At 66.3% G+C, this 15,143-nt stretch carries 10 protein-coding genes; 5 read left to right on the forward strand and 5 right to left on the reverse strand.

Annotated elements, in window-relative coordinates; all coding sequences use genetic code 11:
- Positions 1-126 precede the first annotated feature (126 nt).
- The 3 genes from E5P3_RS33120 to E5P3_RS33130 all read left to right on the forward strand — a co-directional run bounded on the left by E5P3_RS33120 (position 127) and on the right by E5P3_RS33130 (position 7,488).
- Positions 127-6,201: a strawberry notch C-terminal domain-containing protein gene (locus tag E5P3_RS33120; protein WP_162590315.1), complete on the forward strand. Its 6,075-nt coding sequence runs from the start codon at positions 127-129 to the stop codon at positions 6,199-6,201.
- Positions 6,202-6,262: 61 nt separating this feature from the next.
- Positions 6,263-7,102, forward strand: a complete 840-nt coding sequence (locus E5P3_RS33125; RefSeq protein ID WP_162590316.1) for a hypothetical protein — start codon at positions 6,263-6,265, stop codon at positions 7,100-7,102.
- A 2-nt stretch (positions 7,103-7,104) separates the two neighbouring features.
- Positions 7,105-7,488, forward strand: coding sequence for a hypothetical protein (locus E5P3_RS33130; protein ID WP_162590317.1), 384 nt, complete (start codon positions 7,105-7,107; stop codon positions 7,486-7,488).
- A gap of 30 nt (positions 7,489-7,518) precedes the next feature.
- On the opposite strand, the gene E5P3_RS33135 is transcribed toward E5P3_RS33130, so the two are convergent.
- On the reverse strand, positions 7,519-8,901 hold the full coding sequence (locus E5P3_RS33135) for a Fic family protein (protein WP_162590318.1): 1,383 nt from the start codon (positions 8,899-8,901) through the stop codon (positions 7,519-7,521).
- A gap of 210 nt (positions 8,902-9,111) precedes the next feature.
- Here E5P3_RS33135 and E5P3_RS33140 point away from each other — a divergent pair, with 210 nt between their 5' ends.
- Both E5P3_RS33140 and E5P3_RS33145 read left to right on the forward strand, forming a co-directional pair.
- Positions 9,112-9,711, forward strand: a complete 600-nt coding sequence (locus E5P3_RS33140; RefSeq protein ID WP_162590319.1) for an HAD domain-containing protein — start codon at positions 9,112-9,114, stop codon at positions 9,709-9,711.
- 12 nt (positions 9,712-9,723) lie between these two features.
- Positions 9,724-11,319, forward strand: coding sequence for a helicase HerA domain-containing protein (locus E5P3_RS33145; RefSeq protein ID WP_162590320.1), 1,596 nt, complete (start codon positions 9,724-9,726; stop codon positions 11,317-11,319).
- Between the two features lie 2 nt (positions 11,320-11,321).
- On the opposite strand, the gene E5P3_RS33150 is transcribed toward E5P3_RS33145, so the two are convergent.
- The 4 genes from E5P3_RS33150 to E5P3_RS33165 form a co-directional block, all read right to left on the reverse strand.
- The gene (locus E5P3_RS33150; RefSeq protein WP_162590321.1) at positions 11,322-12,038 is read right to left on the reverse strand and encodes a hypothetical protein; all 717 of its coding nucleotides are present in this window, start codon (positions 12,036-12,038) and stop codon (positions 11,322-11,324) included.
- A 208-nt stretch (positions 12,039-12,246) separates the two neighbouring features.
- Entirely contained in the window at positions 12,247-13,953 is a 1,707-nt protein-coding gene (locus E5P3_RS33155) for a hypothetical protein (protein WP_162590322.1), read from the reverse strand.
- Between the two features lie 6 nt (positions 13,954-13,959).
- Positions 13,960-14,256: a hypothetical protein gene (locus tag E5P3_RS33160; protein ID WP_162590323.1), complete on the reverse strand. Its 297-nt coding sequence runs from the start codon at positions 14,254-14,256 to the stop codon at positions 13,960-13,962.
- A gap of 371 nt (positions 14,257-14,627) precedes the next feature.
- Positions 14,628-15,143 carry an A1S_2505 family phage non-structural protein gene (locus E5P3_RS33165; protein ID WP_332107419.1) on the reverse strand — a complete coding sequence of 172 codons (516 nt, stop codon included), beginning with the start codon at positions 15,141-15,143 and terminating at the stop codon, positions 14,628-14,630.

Raw genomic sequence — 15,143 nt, forward strand, 5'->3', positions numbered from 1 at the left:
CCAGCGTCCTTCGGATTCCGAACGAATCCAACTTTCTCCTGTTCGATCCCTGAACCAGTCGCACCCGTGGGCCCCGATTCCCGGGTAGCCCAGTGGGTGCGCACCTTTTTCTGAGAGTAGGGCGCGATGCCAAAGTGGATTGACCTGAACGATGCGTCTGGTGCACGTCTGAAGATTGCAACGATCGAGGTGGGCGGCGATCCCCACCTGCACCTGTTCGTCACGGGCCTGTCCTACCTCAATCCCGCCTGGAACAAGGCAATTCAACAACTGGGCTTCCATCCGGGCGGCGCGCGCAAGTACCTCGTGCGCCGCGTGAAGGCCGGCGAGCGGCCGAAGCCCTCGGACTTCCGACCCGTGTTCCCGAACGCGGCCGTGCGCGAGATGGCGCCCGAGAGCTACATGCTCAACCTGCAGACCGCGCGCAAGCCCGATGAGCGGCCGGCCAGCAAGGAAGAGCGCGCCGCGGCGATCGACATCAACAACGCGGTGCTCCTGGGACGCAACTCCGACGGCGAGCGCGTTTTCGAAGCCGCCGGCTCTCGCTACGTCATCAAGGTGACGGGCCAGGGCGCCGAGCTGCGTGTGGACGAATCGGAATCGAGCCAGCCGCACGTCTTCCTGCGCCTGCCCAAGGGCGCGACGGACGAGTTCCGCACGCTTTCGCTGGTGCAGTGCGCCGATGGCTTCGTGCGCTCGATGGTGCTGGGCGAAGTGCAGCACACCGAGGACATGGACCGCTTCATGCAGGCCCTGCACGGCACGGTCAGCGCCGGCGAGCCCGTGGCGTTCACGACCGAGCAGCACGACGAGGTGCACGCCGCGATCGAGACGGCGCTGCTGCGCTACCTGCGGGACGGATTCGAGGTGGCGCAGGACGCCTACGGCGAGTCGGCACGCCTGACGGACCTGCTTCCCCCGTTCCGCGGCCGCCTACGCGGGACCGGCACGATGCCCACCCCGGTCTCGGTGGCCAGCCAGCGCCTGCTGGGCGACACCGAAGGCATGACGGTCGTGGTGCCGAACGCCTTCGACGGTGCGAGCTTCGCGTTCCTGCCCGAAGGCACCAACGTTCGCGCCTACCGCGGCACCAAGGACATGTCGGCGCTCTCCAGCGTCGTGAACCTGCGCGCCAGCACCGAATGGCAGGACGGCGAGTTCTCGCCCGGCCGTGAAGTCGGCGCCGACGCGATGTTCATCAACGCGGACCCGGTCCTGGGTGTCGACGGCCGCCGCACGGACTACGTGCTCGCGATCAACGCGCTGCGCTCGCTCAAGGAAGGTGGCCGCGCCGTGATCGTCCTGGCCGCTGACGCGGTGCCGGGCGAACTGTCTGTCGCCTCGCGCAACTTCCTTCAGATGGTCAACGAGCGCTACCAGATCCAGAGCGCCTTCGAGACCGCACCGATCCTGTCGCGCAAGGCGGGCGTGCCCGAGAACAACCCGGGTCTGCGCATCCTGTCGGTGGTCAACCGCCGCGTGGAGCTGCCGACCCCCATCACCAGCCTGCCGGTCATCTCCTCGTGGGACGATCTGAAGACGACAGTCGACGAGGCCATGGCCCGTGCCGAGGTGCTGGACGCCCAGGCACAGGGTGTGGATGTCGAGCGCGCCGCCCTCGAAGGCCGCGTGCAGCGCCCGTACATCGCCTTCTCCCGCATGGGCGAGGCCCGCACGATGGTGCCCTCGAACATGCAGGCGCCGCTGCAGGCGACCATGACCCGCATCGAGTCGCTCTACGGCCAGGTCGACGACCTGGTGACGCGCGAGCTGGGCTGGGGCGAGACCGCGCTGGGCAAGCGCCTTTCGCCCGAGCAGGTGGACGGCATCGCGATGATGATCGTTCGACAGCTGGAGGGCTACGCCAGCATCTTGGCCGACGAGACCGGAATCGGCAAGGGCCGGCAGCTGGCCTCGATGATGGCCTGGGCGCTGCGCCGCAATCAGAAAGTCTTCTTCGTCACCGACAAGGCGAACCTGTTCTCCGACATGGCGCGGGACCTGAAGGCGATCGGCGAGTGGGACCGTGTCCGGCCGATGATCATGAACACTGACGGCGAGATCTCCTGGGAGCCCGGCCCAGGCGAGCCGCCGGTGGTGCTGGCCCAGGGCTTCGCAGCCGCGCGCACGAAGGCCATGGTCGAATCCGGCACGAAGCTGGAAGACGAGGGCCTGAACACCTGCTTCCTGACCTACTCGCAGATCGCCGGCGCGGAGAGTGAGAAGGCCCAGTGGGTGAAGAACCAGCTGGGCAACGCGCTCATCATCTTCGACGAGGCCCATGTGGCCGCGGGATCCGACAGCCAGATTGCCAGCCATATCTCCGAGATGGCCCGGCTCGCCAAGGGCGTGCAGTACGCCTCGGCGACCTGGAGCAAGACCGAGGACAACCTGCACATCTACCAGCGCGCGCTGCCGGACAGCGTGAACGTGGCGTCCCTGGCTGCCGCGATCAAAAAGGGTGGCGAGTCGTTCTCGGAGGTGCTCAGCTCGATGCTGGCGTCCGAGGGCGCGCTCATCCGACGCGAGCACGACCTCTCCAAGCTGGACGTGAGCGTCTACACGGTCGAGGAGCGCCGCGCCCACAACGAACGCGTGAGCGATGCTGTGGCCGAGGCGCTGGGCGCTGCCACCTACCTGGCCGGCGACATGTCGCAGATCTTCATGCGGGGCAACCGTGAGGCGGTGAGCGTGCTGCGCAAGGCGAAGGAGGCCCGCGCCGCGATGGTCGACCAGACCAACGCCGCCGCCGAGACCCCGGTCGCCCGCGCCAACATCATGAGCTCGAGCTTCGGCACGGGCTCGGTGCTCTACCAGGTCATGAAGGCCGTGCAGGGTGCGCTCAACGCCGACCAGGTCGCTGACCGCGCCATCGAGCACATCCGCGCCGGCATGAAGCCCGTCATCGTCTCGGAAGCGACGAACGAGGCGCTCACGCGGATGCTGATGGCCGATTCGCAGGGGCAGGGTGAGGGCGATGCACCGCCTACTGCCGGCGGCCTGCCCTCGGCGATCAAGATGCCGACCATCCGCGACGCCGTGCGCGCCGTGCTGATGCCCCGTCTGACCACTGTCGTACAGCGCGAGATCACCGAGGAGGATGTTCCCGACGAGCCGGAGGAAGAAGAAGCGCCGGCCTTGGCCGACGCTGCCGCCCGCGCCGCTGCGGAGCTGAATGCGGAAGGCGAGGAAGGCGAGGAGGGCACACGACCGGCCCTGACGGCCGAGATGGCCGCCGCCCAGCGCGAGGCCCGGATCCTGCGCTCTCTGCAGCGCCAGACCGAGGGCGAGCGGGCCGCAGCCGAAGAGGACGCGGTCAATCTGGACGAAGCCCTCGCCGCCGCAGTGCCCGCCGACGCCGCGCCTGGCGAAGCTGGCGCGCGGGGCAAGAAGGTTATTTCGAGCCGCCGCACGGTCTCGATCCTCGACCTGCCCAACATGACGGACGCTGATCGCCAGCACTTCCGCGACGGCGTTGCCGAGCTGGAGCGCCTCATCAATGCGATCCCCGAGATCCCGGTGTCGGCCTTCGACGTGATCGAACAGAAGCTGCGCGATGCGGGCATCACCGTGAGCGAGATCACGGGCCGCTCGTTTTCCCTGGAGCGCATTGCCAGCCCGGCCGCCGCTCCCGCAAACGGTCAGGCCGCGGACGCTGCGGTGCCCGCCACCGCCGGCGCGGACGGCGGTGCCATGTGGAAGGTCACCCCGCGCCTGCGCAGCAAGCGTGCGGTCAACGCCGTCAAGCGGGCCTTCAACAACGGCGAGATCCAGGCGCTCCTGATCAACCGTTCGGCCGCTACCGGCGCGTCGATGCACGCATCGCCGCAATTCCTGGACCGCTCGCGCCGCGTGCTGCTGGAGCACCAGATTCCGGAGAACGTGACCGACCGCATCCAGCTGATCGGCCGCGTGAACCGCTACGACCAGGTCACCTTCCCGCTGGTGGAGACTTGCACGACCGGAATCTATGGCGAGCTGCGCTACGTGATGATGCAGAACCGCAAGCTCGAGAAGATGAGCGCGAACGTGCGTTCGAGCCGCGAGAACGCGATGCTCATCAAGGACGTGCCCGACCTCTTCAACTCGATTGGCCTGGAGGCTGTTCGCAGCTACGTGCAGGACGAGCCGCTCGTGGCCAAGAAGCTTGCGCTGCCGGAGAACTTCCTGGAGATCACGGGCGTCGCCGCGGTCAACATGTTCCTGATGCGGCTGCCGCTGCTGAAGGTGGCCGAGCAGCGCCAGGTGTACGAGCAGCTGTTCAACCGCTTCGACGAGACCTTCAACCGCCATGAGCTGCTGGGAACGAACCCGCTAAAGACCCGCGAGTTCGATTGGCGCGCCAAGGAGGAGTTCTCGGGCGTCTTCTTCGGCGACACCTCGGGCGAGCGCGAAAACATGGTGGAAGCTCTGATCAACGAGACCCTCACGAATCGCGACGAATCGCTCGGGGCTGCGGGAGTGACTGTTGAGCCGACCGAGCAGGCTCCGGAAGCGCCTGCCGCCGACACCTCCGCCCCGACGGTGGCGGTGAGTGCCCTGGCCGCCGGCGCGCAGCCGGGGGAGAGCGCTGCCGAACAGGACGATCTGCTGTCGGCCTTCGATCGCCCGGTCTACATCAAGAAGATCTCCTACAACGTCGACCTCAAGCCGATGTCGTGGACGGCGTGCGTTGCGGCGGCGACCGTCAGCAGCGAGATGCTCGCGGCCGAAGGTGGCCACTTCGTGCTCGACGAGAACGGCCAGGCGTCGTGGAAGCCGGAGGTCCTGGAAAAGCTGAACGCGGGCATGCAGGCCATCGTCAAGATGGCGGCCGTGGCGGCTGGGTTCACCGATACGAACGAGGCGGTCCTCACCAACCAGCCCGCACAGCGCGCCCACCTTCGCGCCGACTGGCTGAAGATTCACGTCGAGGGCCTGGTGCCGGGCGCGATCTTCCAGGAAGACGCGAAGGTCGATGGAAACGGCGCCGTTGTCCTGCCCGCTAAGACCGGCGTGATCGTGAACATGAAGCTCCCGACCGAGGTGCGCGAGCTGATCCTGCCGCACAAGTGGAAGATTGCAGTCGTGTTCCCGGGCGAGGAGCGCCCCGTTGAATACTCGCTGCGGGCACTGCTGTCGGATGTTCGTGGCGACGTGAAGAAGGGCGAAGTGGCAGGCACGGTGATGACCAACACCTACTCTCGCTTGCGACCCGTGAACGTTCAGCCTGGCATCGGGCGGAGCTGGCGCTTCGCGAACGTGCTCGGAGAAGCTGTCCCGCGGATCAACTGGACCCGGGACGAGTTCGACCTGGCGCCAGTCGGCCAGCACCGCCGCTCCGGCTACGTGCTGGGGGGCAACATGTACATGGCTTACGACTGGTCGGTGAAGTCGCGCGTTGGCCGCTCGATCATCTACACGGATGACAAAGGCATGCGCCAGCGCGGCGTGCTCCTGCCCGCCATCATGAGCCACGTGGGCGCGCAGTTCATGCCGATGCGCGTCTGGGGCGCCCAGATCAAGCCGTTCATCAAGAAGCTGGTGGAGGCGCAGGGGGCCAACGGCCTGCAGTTGGAGACCGAATTCCTGTCGTCGAACAAGCCCTACGGGATCATGATCAACGACAAGGGGATTCTGCTGCTCACCAAGTCCAAGGACGCCCGCCGCGCGCTGCGCCTGATGCGCGGCGAGCAGGTGAAGATGCGCAAGGAAGCCCTGGGGGAGCGCGCGACCGCAGCGCGCGACCCGCAGAACGTCACCCTGGGTGTGCTGTCGCGCAACGGCCGCCTCGGTACCGGGCGCGCGGCAGCCGGCCTGAACGGACTTGTGGCAGATGGCGACCAGGCCACCGCGGGCTCCGCTACGGGTATCCCGCAAGGCTACGTCGCGGTGAAGCTCGGCTTCGACCCGACCAAGCCCGAGCAACTCGATCGCGCGCTGAGCCTCCTGGTGCACGGCACCGGCCTTGAGATCTACGCCAAGGGCATGCAGCAGCGCGCCTTGGCCAAGGAAGTCGGGCGCGAGTACTTCGCCCAGATCCGCGAAGAGACCGCGCAGCGCCGCGCCCAGGTTCGCCAGCAGATCTCCGCCGCGGCGGAGCGCGCTCCGGTGGCGCCCCAGGCCGAGCAGCAGCCCGAGCAGGACGTGCCGGCCGACGAGCGGGCGGCTGAGGCGCCCGCCGCCAACGACGAGCCGAGCGCCGAGCGCGCGGCAGCTTGAACCCAGCCGCCGCGGCTTTCTGCGGCGGTATCACCACCTAACCCCTTCAGACGATCCAACCATGACCATCCAAGCAATCGAATTGTCTCCCGCTGAGTGCGACGAACTCCTGTCGGCCCTTTCCGGCTCCGCCCCTTCCGTCGCCGAATGGCGCGCCGTGGTGCAAAAGGCGTTCGCGAAGGGCGTTGCGGCTGCATCCCCGAAGGACACCATTCCCGCAGTGCTGGTCGAGCCGCTGATCGACATCGCCGAAACCATCGCGCGCGAGCAGCTGGTTCCCGAGGGCGACTCGCGTGTGCCTTACGAGCAGTATGCGCGGTGGGCCAACGAGTTCCAGGCGAACTTCTCGCGCCGCCTGGGCGCCGGCGAGGAGCCGCATTCCAGCTACTACGAGGACATCAAGGCGTTCACGCTGAACAAGGTGGCCGCCGTCGGGTACACCTCGCTCAAGAGGCCCGACCCTGTGGTCGAGCGCAGCGTGTTTCGTGAGTACGCCATCGCTGGCCAGCGAGAAGGCGAGCTCGAGGTGGACGGGAACGCGAAGGTGAACATCTCCCAGGACGACCCGGACCTGCCGCCTCAGGGCGCCTACGTCGAGTGCTGGACCTACGTGAGCAACGACGAGATCTCGGGCTTCCTCACCGCGAGGATGAAGGAGGCAGAGCTTCAGCCGGAGGCATTGGACGAGGCGGTGCATTCCGCTGCCGAACTGTCGGTCCCGACGCAGGCGCGCCAGGAGGACATCGACCTGATCTCGATGGAAGCCTCGGACGTGAACAACGAAGGGGTCGACACGCAGATTCAGTACCTTGTCGCGCGCGTCGGGCCCGAGGCTGCATTCCAGGCCGTCGAGGCCGCCATCGCTGCTGCGCAGGACGAGCGCCAGGCACCGCGAGGTTGAGCATGGAGTACCGCCTCAACTGCGGCCAGTACGTGCTGCACGCCAAGCGGCCCTTCAGCGCCGATCTGGAGCCCGTGGGGCCGCCACTGGATCAGATCTCCATCGCCATCGACACGGCCGAGGGCACGTTGCAAAAGCATGGCCAGCCTGACCGGGTCGCCGCTTGGTACGCGAACACCAGCAAGAAGCTGCGCGACGCCGGCTGCGGCGAATGGGCCGACAACCTGGTCGTGGTCACCGGGCGCTTCCCGGTGGAAGAGGTCAACAAGTGCGTGGGCGCCATGTCCTACGCAGGCATTTTCTACAAGCGCCTGGTCGCCGGCGAGATCGAGGAGATGCCGTTCGCCGGCGAGCAGGTGGACGATGCGGCGCGACCGACCTGCTGATAAGCCGGGGGTACCGGCGAAAGCACCGATCTAGGCTGCCAGTCGGTCCGAGGCGGCGTCTTGAGCCTCTCGCGCCGCGACGAACCGGTCCATGTCCGGCTTGCGCAGGCCGTATGCGGCCCCGACGAAGGGGTTCGAGACACAGGCCTCCAGGATCTCCGTCACCCGATCGAAGAACGCCGATTCATCGGGCTGCTCCACGGACGATGGGACGGTGATCGGGCGGTGCTCCAGCACGACAGAGCGAACAACCTGACGCAGCTGCCCGTCATAGCGCAGGTCGATCTCGTCCGGGTCGCGCGCCGCCTGGGTGATCGAGAAGCTCTCGAAGGAGCGTTGGCATGCCTGCACATAGACCTCGGTGAGGATCCGCGGGTCGCGCTGCTCGTAGACGGCGGCTAGGCCGACCTCCATCTCCTCCTTGTTCACGTCCAGCCAGCTGATCGGCAGGATCCCGCTGCGCAGGAGCGGGATGCTGGTGCAAAGGCGCGCGACGCGCTTGTTGCAATCGTGGAACGGCTGCAGATAGGGCAAGTGCACCAACAGGAACAAGGACTGCTCGTACGGGTCCTTGATCTCGGCGGCCTTGCCGACGACTTGGCCGAACAGGCGCTTGATCTCGTCGGGGATCACCGGTGGGATGTAGCTGCTCGACCCGATCTTGACCGCCGTGTTGCGCAGCGCGCCCTGGTGCATCGGGTTGTTCAGTAGGCCGCTCGAGAGGATCGCGTGGATGCTGCGGATGTCGTACTCGTTGATCCCCACGTCTCCTTCCTGGGTCGGCTGGTGGATGCCTTCGACGATGAACTTGGCGGCCTGGAAGTGGTTCATGAGCACCTTACGGTCGACGGGGGCCATGTTGCTGATGGGCGTGTCGTCCTCGAAGAAGCTCTTGGTGGCCAGGTGACCGTAGTCGACCCCTTCCAGGCGACTGGATGCATAGGAGAGGTCGGTCATGAAGCGGCGCATGTCCCGGTCCTGCCGCTCCCCGCGCTTCAGCGTGCCGGGCGCGCATGCCGCGTGCAGGCTCTCCAGTTCCCATGGCCGGAGATACTGGGTCTCATTGGGGACGTAGCTCTCCAGCATGCCGTGGTCGTAGGCGACATGAGGCCTGGACTTGGCATCGGTGGACAGATGCATGTGCAGAGCGGCTCGCCGCAGGGCATCTGTGGGGATATAGAAGGCAGAGCGGCGGCTGCCGGCGTCAATCAGCTGCACGAGGCCTTCCTGGCCAAGCTGCTTCAGGCGACGCCAAACGGCCGTGCGCTCAAGGCCAACGTCAAGGTCCTGGATCGAGGCGCACCGCTCCATCAGCTCTCCGATGGTGATGCCGCCGTTGGCGCCTGCCAGACCGATGTGGTACGCCAGATCGCGCTTGTACGGATCGGTGATGTGCTTCAGATCGATGTGCATGGTGCTTGCGTGGCTAGTCCGTGGTAGACCTATGCTACGAAAACACTACCCGTTTGCGTGCGATTGTTGCGACTATTGTTTCGCGGCGCAACAATGACCGCAACAAAGGTGTCGTCCCGAAATCGCGAGAGGCTCAAACATTCTGTTTGATGCGGGCTGGCTTCGGGATAATCCGTCCGTATAGATGCAATTCTGCGAACGAATTAGTTGATGATCATGCCGCCGCTCCAGTCCTACTGCCAAACGATTCTCTGTCTGGATTTCGACGGCGTTCTCCACCGGGCATCCGACGCGATCCACGTTGCGAACGGCCCGACCAGCGGCCCGCTGCTTGCCGTCCAAATGAAGGCCCAGGGCCGCCTCGTGTGGCTGGACCACCTGGTCGATGTGTTGGCCGAGCGGCCGGATGTGGCCATCCTCGTGCATTCGACCTGGCGCAGGAAGTTCGACCAGGTGACGCTGGCGCACCTGCTGGGCGAGCTCGGCGATCGCGTCCTGCAGCCGCCGGGCTACTTCGTGGACCTGAGCGCGCCCGCGCCTGAGTTCATCCGGCAGTCGCTGGAGTGGGTCAACGAATCGCGTCGTGAGGCCCACGTGGCCGAGTTGACATTGGACGAGATCGTCGTGATCGATGACCGCCCGGAGTTCTTTGCAAGCGACGAGGGCGTGGCCTCCCGACTTCTGCTCTCGGACCCCAATCAAGGCCTGTCGGTAGCCCAGACGCGCGGCCGCTTGGCTGCAATGCTCGATGCGGCCCGAAGCGACCACTCGGCGCCCGAGCACGGCGCCGGCCCCATCTCGAAGTTCTGAGGCGGCGACCCAGTGGCGATCTCCGCGATCTCGGCGGTCCCCGATGCCGGGTTCGCGCCGCGGACTTCCGCGGTTCGGCCGGTCCAGGCCGTGCACGCCGCAGCCTCGCCTGCGGTCATGCGCATCATCTTCGGCTTCGACGATACGCAGCTCCAGCGCGGCCAGCAGGTGCCTGTGGCGTGGTCCGAGGCGGATGCGGTCAACGGGCACATGCTGCTCGCCGGAAAGTCCGGCAGCGGCAAGACCTTCACGCTTCGGCGCATTGTTCGCCAGATCACCCGCGCGCAGCGCAGCGTCCGCGTGCACCTGATGGATGTGCATGGCGACCTCGAGCTCGACGACTGCTCGACCGTCATCTTCTCCGAGTCGACCCCCTACGGCATCAACCCGCTCAAGCTTTCGGCCAACCCGCACTACGGTGGCGTGAGAAAGCGCATCCAGGCGTTCATCGAAATGGTGAACGACTCCAGCCGCACGCCGATGGGCGACCGCCAGGTGGCCTCGCTGCGCAACCTGCTGCAGGACCTTTACGCCATGCAAGGCTTCCGGGCTGACGACGCATCGACTTGGCACGAAGAGCAGGGCGCTGCGCCACCGGGCGACGGACGCATCTACCTGGACATTCCCTTCGAGGCGAAGGACGGCGCGAAGGACGCGGCCCGCGCGGCCGGCCTGACGCTCCAGTTCGATCGCGAGGCCAAGTGCTGGTGGACCGATCGCCACGAGGGCCCGCTGGAGCGATATCCGCGCAAGCGCTTCGGCAAGCACTACCCATCTCTGGCGGACGCGGCCGCCTTCGCCAAGACCCGACTGCGGACTCTGACGGCTGGAGGTGGAACGAAGTCGACCCGCCTGCTCGAAGAGCACAACAAGCGCGTGGTCGCCTGGCAGGCTAAGGCCAGGAAGTTCGCTGCAGGCCTGGGCAACGGAGAGGATGTCGAAGAGGCCCGGCAAGAGGTGGAGCGCGGTGTCGACGGCGTGATCGAGTCCTTCAGCGAGTACGTCGCGGGCATCGCCACCGGCAAGGAGCTCGATGCGCTGATCCGTTACGACACCATGGACACCATGCGCTCGATCGTGAATCGACTCGAGACCATCGTGGCCAGCGGCATCTATCGCAGCGCCGAACCGCCTTTCGATGACGCCGCGCCGGTTTGGCGCTACAACCTAACCGCGCTGTCCAGCACCGAGCAGAAGATGTTCGTTTGGACCCGGCTCACCGAGATCTTCGAGAACGCACGCGAGCGCGGGATCGTGAAGGGCGCTGCCGAGCTGCGCGACGTGATTGTCGTGGACGAGGCTCACCAATTCTTCGCCGACAAGGACACCAACATCCTCGATCGACTCGCGAAGGAGGCCCGCAAATTTGGCGTGGCGCTGATCGCGGCGAGCCAGAGCCCCACCCACTTCTCCGAAGACTTCCTCGCGAATTGCGGCACGAAATGCCTGCTGGGCCTGGACTCCCTCTACTTCGATGGCACGGTGCGCAAGATGCGCATCGACAAGGAAGTGTTGAATGCGGTGGTGCCCGGCAAGGTGGCCGCCATCCAGACCGCCGTGCGCGGCGAGCAGTCGCCGCAGTTCAAGCTGGTGCGGGTTTCGGGGTAGCTTCAGCGAGCGGCGACGAGCTTCGCCTGCTCTTCACGGAACTGCTTTGCGGCGTCTTTGCGCGCTTGGTTGAGTTCACCCCATGTCATCTTTCCACTGTAGACAGCGAGCGAAGCCTTCTCAAGTCTCGCCGCGTTGTCCTCAAGAAGTTGCGCGAATGCGGCGCCTCGCGCGCCGCCCATAGATCGGTATGCGCGTGCCGCTGTGGCCACTCGTTCGTTGTACTTCTGGCGCGACAGCAGGAGCGCGGCCCGCTGCGGCTCTGTGGCGTAAGTCGTGTCGGCCAAGTGCTCGAGGGTGATGCCCGAAACCTTGCACGGGCTCTTTGCCCAAAGCACCTGCAGAGCTGGGTCGGCGCATGAAGCCTCGGCTTGCCGCGAAGCCTCCCGGTCAACCTCGGCAAGTGGGTTCGGGGCAGCAGGCCCCGAGGACGGAAGGGGGCCCGCATTGGGGCTCTGCTGCTGAGTGCTCGGCTGGGTCAGGTACCAGCCCTTTGCATTCATGCACGAGCGGAAGAGATTGCCGTTGGTGACGACAGTGTTCGTCGCACTTCCCCCAAATTGGTTGACGACTGCGCCCCCGACGCGCTGCTGTGAGTCCTGCATGCAGGTGTATCGGTCGGTCGCAAAATCGCTTTGCGACGCGCCTGGCTTGACCCACACAGGTTGGGCGCAGCCGGCGGCAAAGACCGCCACGGCGGCGATGAGTATGAAACGCATGGTGGCCTCTTGCTGTTGATCGTGAGCGGGCGGAATCGTACCGGTGTGCACCTGAGGCGACAACAGCGTTTGTCACTCCGGGGGAGGCTTTGGCCGGGCGCCTTGTTCCCGAGCGTTTCGAGTGAGGAGTTTTTCACGCCCGGCCGAGAGACGTCAATGTTGCGGTCTTTGTTGTGCAGCGAAACAATCCGCGCAACAAAGGGGACGGCTACGGGGCCTCGCGCTGCCCCGCCATCTCGCGCGTGCGCTGCTCGTGGAAGGCGGCGACGCGGCCCAGCACAGACGATGCGGTGCTCTTCCATTCGCTCATCGAGCCATCGAGCGCAGCTCGCGTTCGTTCGGGTGACGGGACCACGATCGCCTGTGCCGGTGCGTGAGGCTGCGCGTGTACCGGCGATACGCCCCGTGTCTCGCGGGCACTGCCTGCGAGGATGAAGCGGTCCATCTCGGATGTCGAGGCGGCCCGAGGTGCCGCCGCCTCGGCGGACCGGCGAACCGGTGCAATTTGAGATGGCTTGCCATGGCGCGCCGCGGCGGCCAGGTTCACGGCCTGCCGCAGCGACGGCTTGGCGGCAGCGGCCTTTGCCGGAGCCGGGGCGGCTGCCGGGGCATGAGCCGTGGTGCTGGCTCGCGCGCGCGCTGAGGCCGCCACGGGAGCTGGCGCTGCTACCTTCGCAGCCGGTGCGGGTGTCGGCGCGCTGACCGTAGCCACGAGCGCCGACGGGACCGAGGCGGTATGCGCCATTCGTTCGGGTGCTATCGACTGGTCAATCGACTCCTGGAAATGGCGACGCGTCAGCGCCATCACGGCGTCGACGCGCTCGCTCGCCAGCGGATCCGCACGCTGCACGGTGTTGGCTGCCACGGCGATAGGTTGCCCGAGCTTCTGGGCCTGCGCCTGGTGCTGCTGATGGGTACGGTGCGCGACGTCATAGAGCGCGGCACCATAGGACATGCTGGCTGCATGGTTCTGCACGGCCTCGTATGACCTGGTCTCCTGCTCATCAAGCGGCGCGCCGGTGAAGATCTTCTCCCGCAGGTTGCTGCTAACGTTGTAGGTGGCGGAGACAGCGACCATGCCCAGGTGCGGGTAGCGCTTCATGTTCGCCTGGCCTTCGGCGAGGAACTCAGCTGCCTTCTTGGCACCGCGCACCGGGTCGAGGTCTTTCGCGCCGGCGTGCTGCTGATCGATTTGGAAGAGGCCGTAGCTGGCCTTGGCGCCACTTTTGAAGACTTCGTCGATCGACTCGCCCTTGTTGAGCAGCGCGACGCCCTTGCGATCGAAGCCGATCTGCGCGACGCCGCGGCTCTCTGTGTAGTAGGCGCCGGCGATGAGGCGGGGCTCGACGCGGATGCGCCGTTCCTTGTAGAGCTCGGCCGAGGCCTGGTCAGCCAGGCGCGCCACATCCCATGGATGCAACGTCCAGTGTGTCTCATTCTGCTTCGTGGCGTTGTTGAAGACGCGGGCCGCGATCGGGGCGAACTGACCATAGGCCAGCACGGCGGTCTGCTCGGCCGATGGCATCTCGACCTTCGGGTCCTTTGGCAGGGGCACTGCGAGGGCAATCTCGGCCGCTGCTCGCGTGTCTGAAGGGACGGGTCGGCTCAGAATCTGCACGCGGGCCTGGTCGGTCTCGTGCATGGCCGGCGCGACGTGGATGGTGGGGGTCTGGGCGGGCTGCGTGGTGCTGGGCGTCTTCGCCGCGGGGGCGACCTGCTTCGCCTTGTGGCCGCGCGCCTGCATGTCCCCGATCACGTCGGCGATCTTCTGGGCGCCAGGGCCCATCATGGCAGCCGTCGCCGCGACGCCGGAAGCGAACAGGGCCGCGGCCTTGAACAGCTTCGCGCCCTTGCCGCGGACCTCGACCTCTGCGACTGGTGCCGGCGTGCCGTTCTTCAGTTCTCCTTCAGTCACGCGGCCTCACCCCTTCATCCGCTCGGTGGCCACGGGCTCGCCGGAATCCTCGTCCAGCTCGGCGAAGACCAGGCCCTCGTCTGACAGGAGCTGCTGGATCACCGCCGGGGCGAGCGGCTCGGCATCGGAGCCCAGTTCCTCGGTGGTGCCGTCCTGGCCGGTGACGGTCAGGTGCGTGGCGTGCACCTCCACCTTGCTGAAGGGGAGGCGCCCGGCGCGGGGCAGGGCGCCGATGGCGAACTGGGCGGAATCGCCTTCGCCCAAACGGACGATGGCGATATCAGGAGATTCGGCTTGGGTCATGGGGCCTCGCATTGGTCAGGGCATCCCGCACGCGAGCTGGGAGCTACGAGGCAATGCTAGGCTGGAATTCGACGTTCTCGGGGAATGTTTTGCGTGCGAATGGAGCTCGCTTGGAGCTCTTCTAGGAGGGCGTCCCCAGATTCCCGGCGGGTGCCTTCCTCCTTGGCATACTCCCCGCCTATGAACTCAAGAAGCTTGCCCGTTCTGGCCCTGGCGCTACTCCTCCTGCTTGTTGGCTGTAGGAGCTTGTCGGAGGTAAGCACGGCCGGCAAGTCGCCAGCTTGCGCATTGCAGTGTCGCGTCGACTCGGACGCGTGCCTGAGCGGCCCGTCGATGGAGCCGATCTTTCGGAACAATCGTTGCGTCGAGAGCTACCGCTCCTGTGTGAATGCGTGTCCTGCTGAGCCAGCGCGACGCTCATCGGCATTAGGCGCCTGAACCCCTCCACTAGCGACATTCCCTCCTTTTCTGCCCGCGCGGCTCGGAAAACGAATGGCGGGAACGTTGACGCGTCCAGCCAGGCCAGGGATATAAGCCAGGAACTCGTCTGGCAGCTGGCAGTTCGCTGGCGCGTTCTCGAACATCGGCGCGATTTCCGCGGGCCGGTAGCCGGCATGCCCGCATCCGATGGGCGTCACCTCGAACTGGAGCTCGGGCCGGCTTGCGGCGAATGCGAGGAAGCGGTCGACGCCCGCGCGGATCTGCTCCAGCGGAAGGGTAAAGAGCACGCGATCCTGCCGCTGGCCTTTCGTGGGGATCGCGTACGAATTGCCCTGGAGGCCTTCACCTTGCCCGTAGATCGCGCCGCGCTGCTGACGTGCGAAGAGAGCCGCGCCCTTGCCGTGGCGCCCGTGAGTGTTGCTGCCGAAAACAAAGACGGGTGCCAC

The organism is Variovorax sp. RA8 (assembly GCF_901827175.1).
GTDB lineage: Bacteria > Pseudomonadota > Gammaproteobacteria > Burkholderiales > Burkholderiaceae_C > Variovorax.

Excerpts from the sequence above, each read along its gene's own strand:
- E5P3_RS33130 (WP_162590317.1), top strand. The coding sequence starts at position 7,105 with ATGGAGTACCGCCTCAACTGCGGCCAGTACGTGCTGCACGCCAAGCGG.
- E5P3_RS33140 (WP_162590319.1), top strand. The coding sequence starts at position 9,112 with ATGATCATGCCGCCGCTCCAGTCCTACTGCCAAACGATTCTCTGTCTG.
- E5P3_RS33135 (WP_162590318.1), bottom strand. The coding sequence starts at position 8,901 with ATGCACATCGATCTGAAGCACATCACCGATCCGTACAAGCGCGATCTG.
- E5P3_RS33150 (WP_162590321.1), bottom strand. The coding sequence starts at position 12,038 with ATGCGTTTCATACTCATCGCCGCCGTGGCGGTCTTTGCCGCCGGCTGC.
- E5P3_RS33160 (WP_162590323.1), bottom strand. The coding sequence starts at position 14,256 with ATGACCCAAGCCGAATCTCCTGATATCGCCATCGTCCGTTTGGGCGAA.
- E5P3_RS33125 (WP_162590316.1), top strand. The coding sequence starts at position 6,263 with ATGACCATCCAAGCAATCGAATTGTCTCCCGCTGAGTGCGACGAACTC.
- E5P3_RS33120 (WP_162590315.1), top strand. The coding sequence starts at position 127 with ATGCCAAAGTGGATTGACCTGAACGATGCGTCTGGTGCACGTCTGAAG.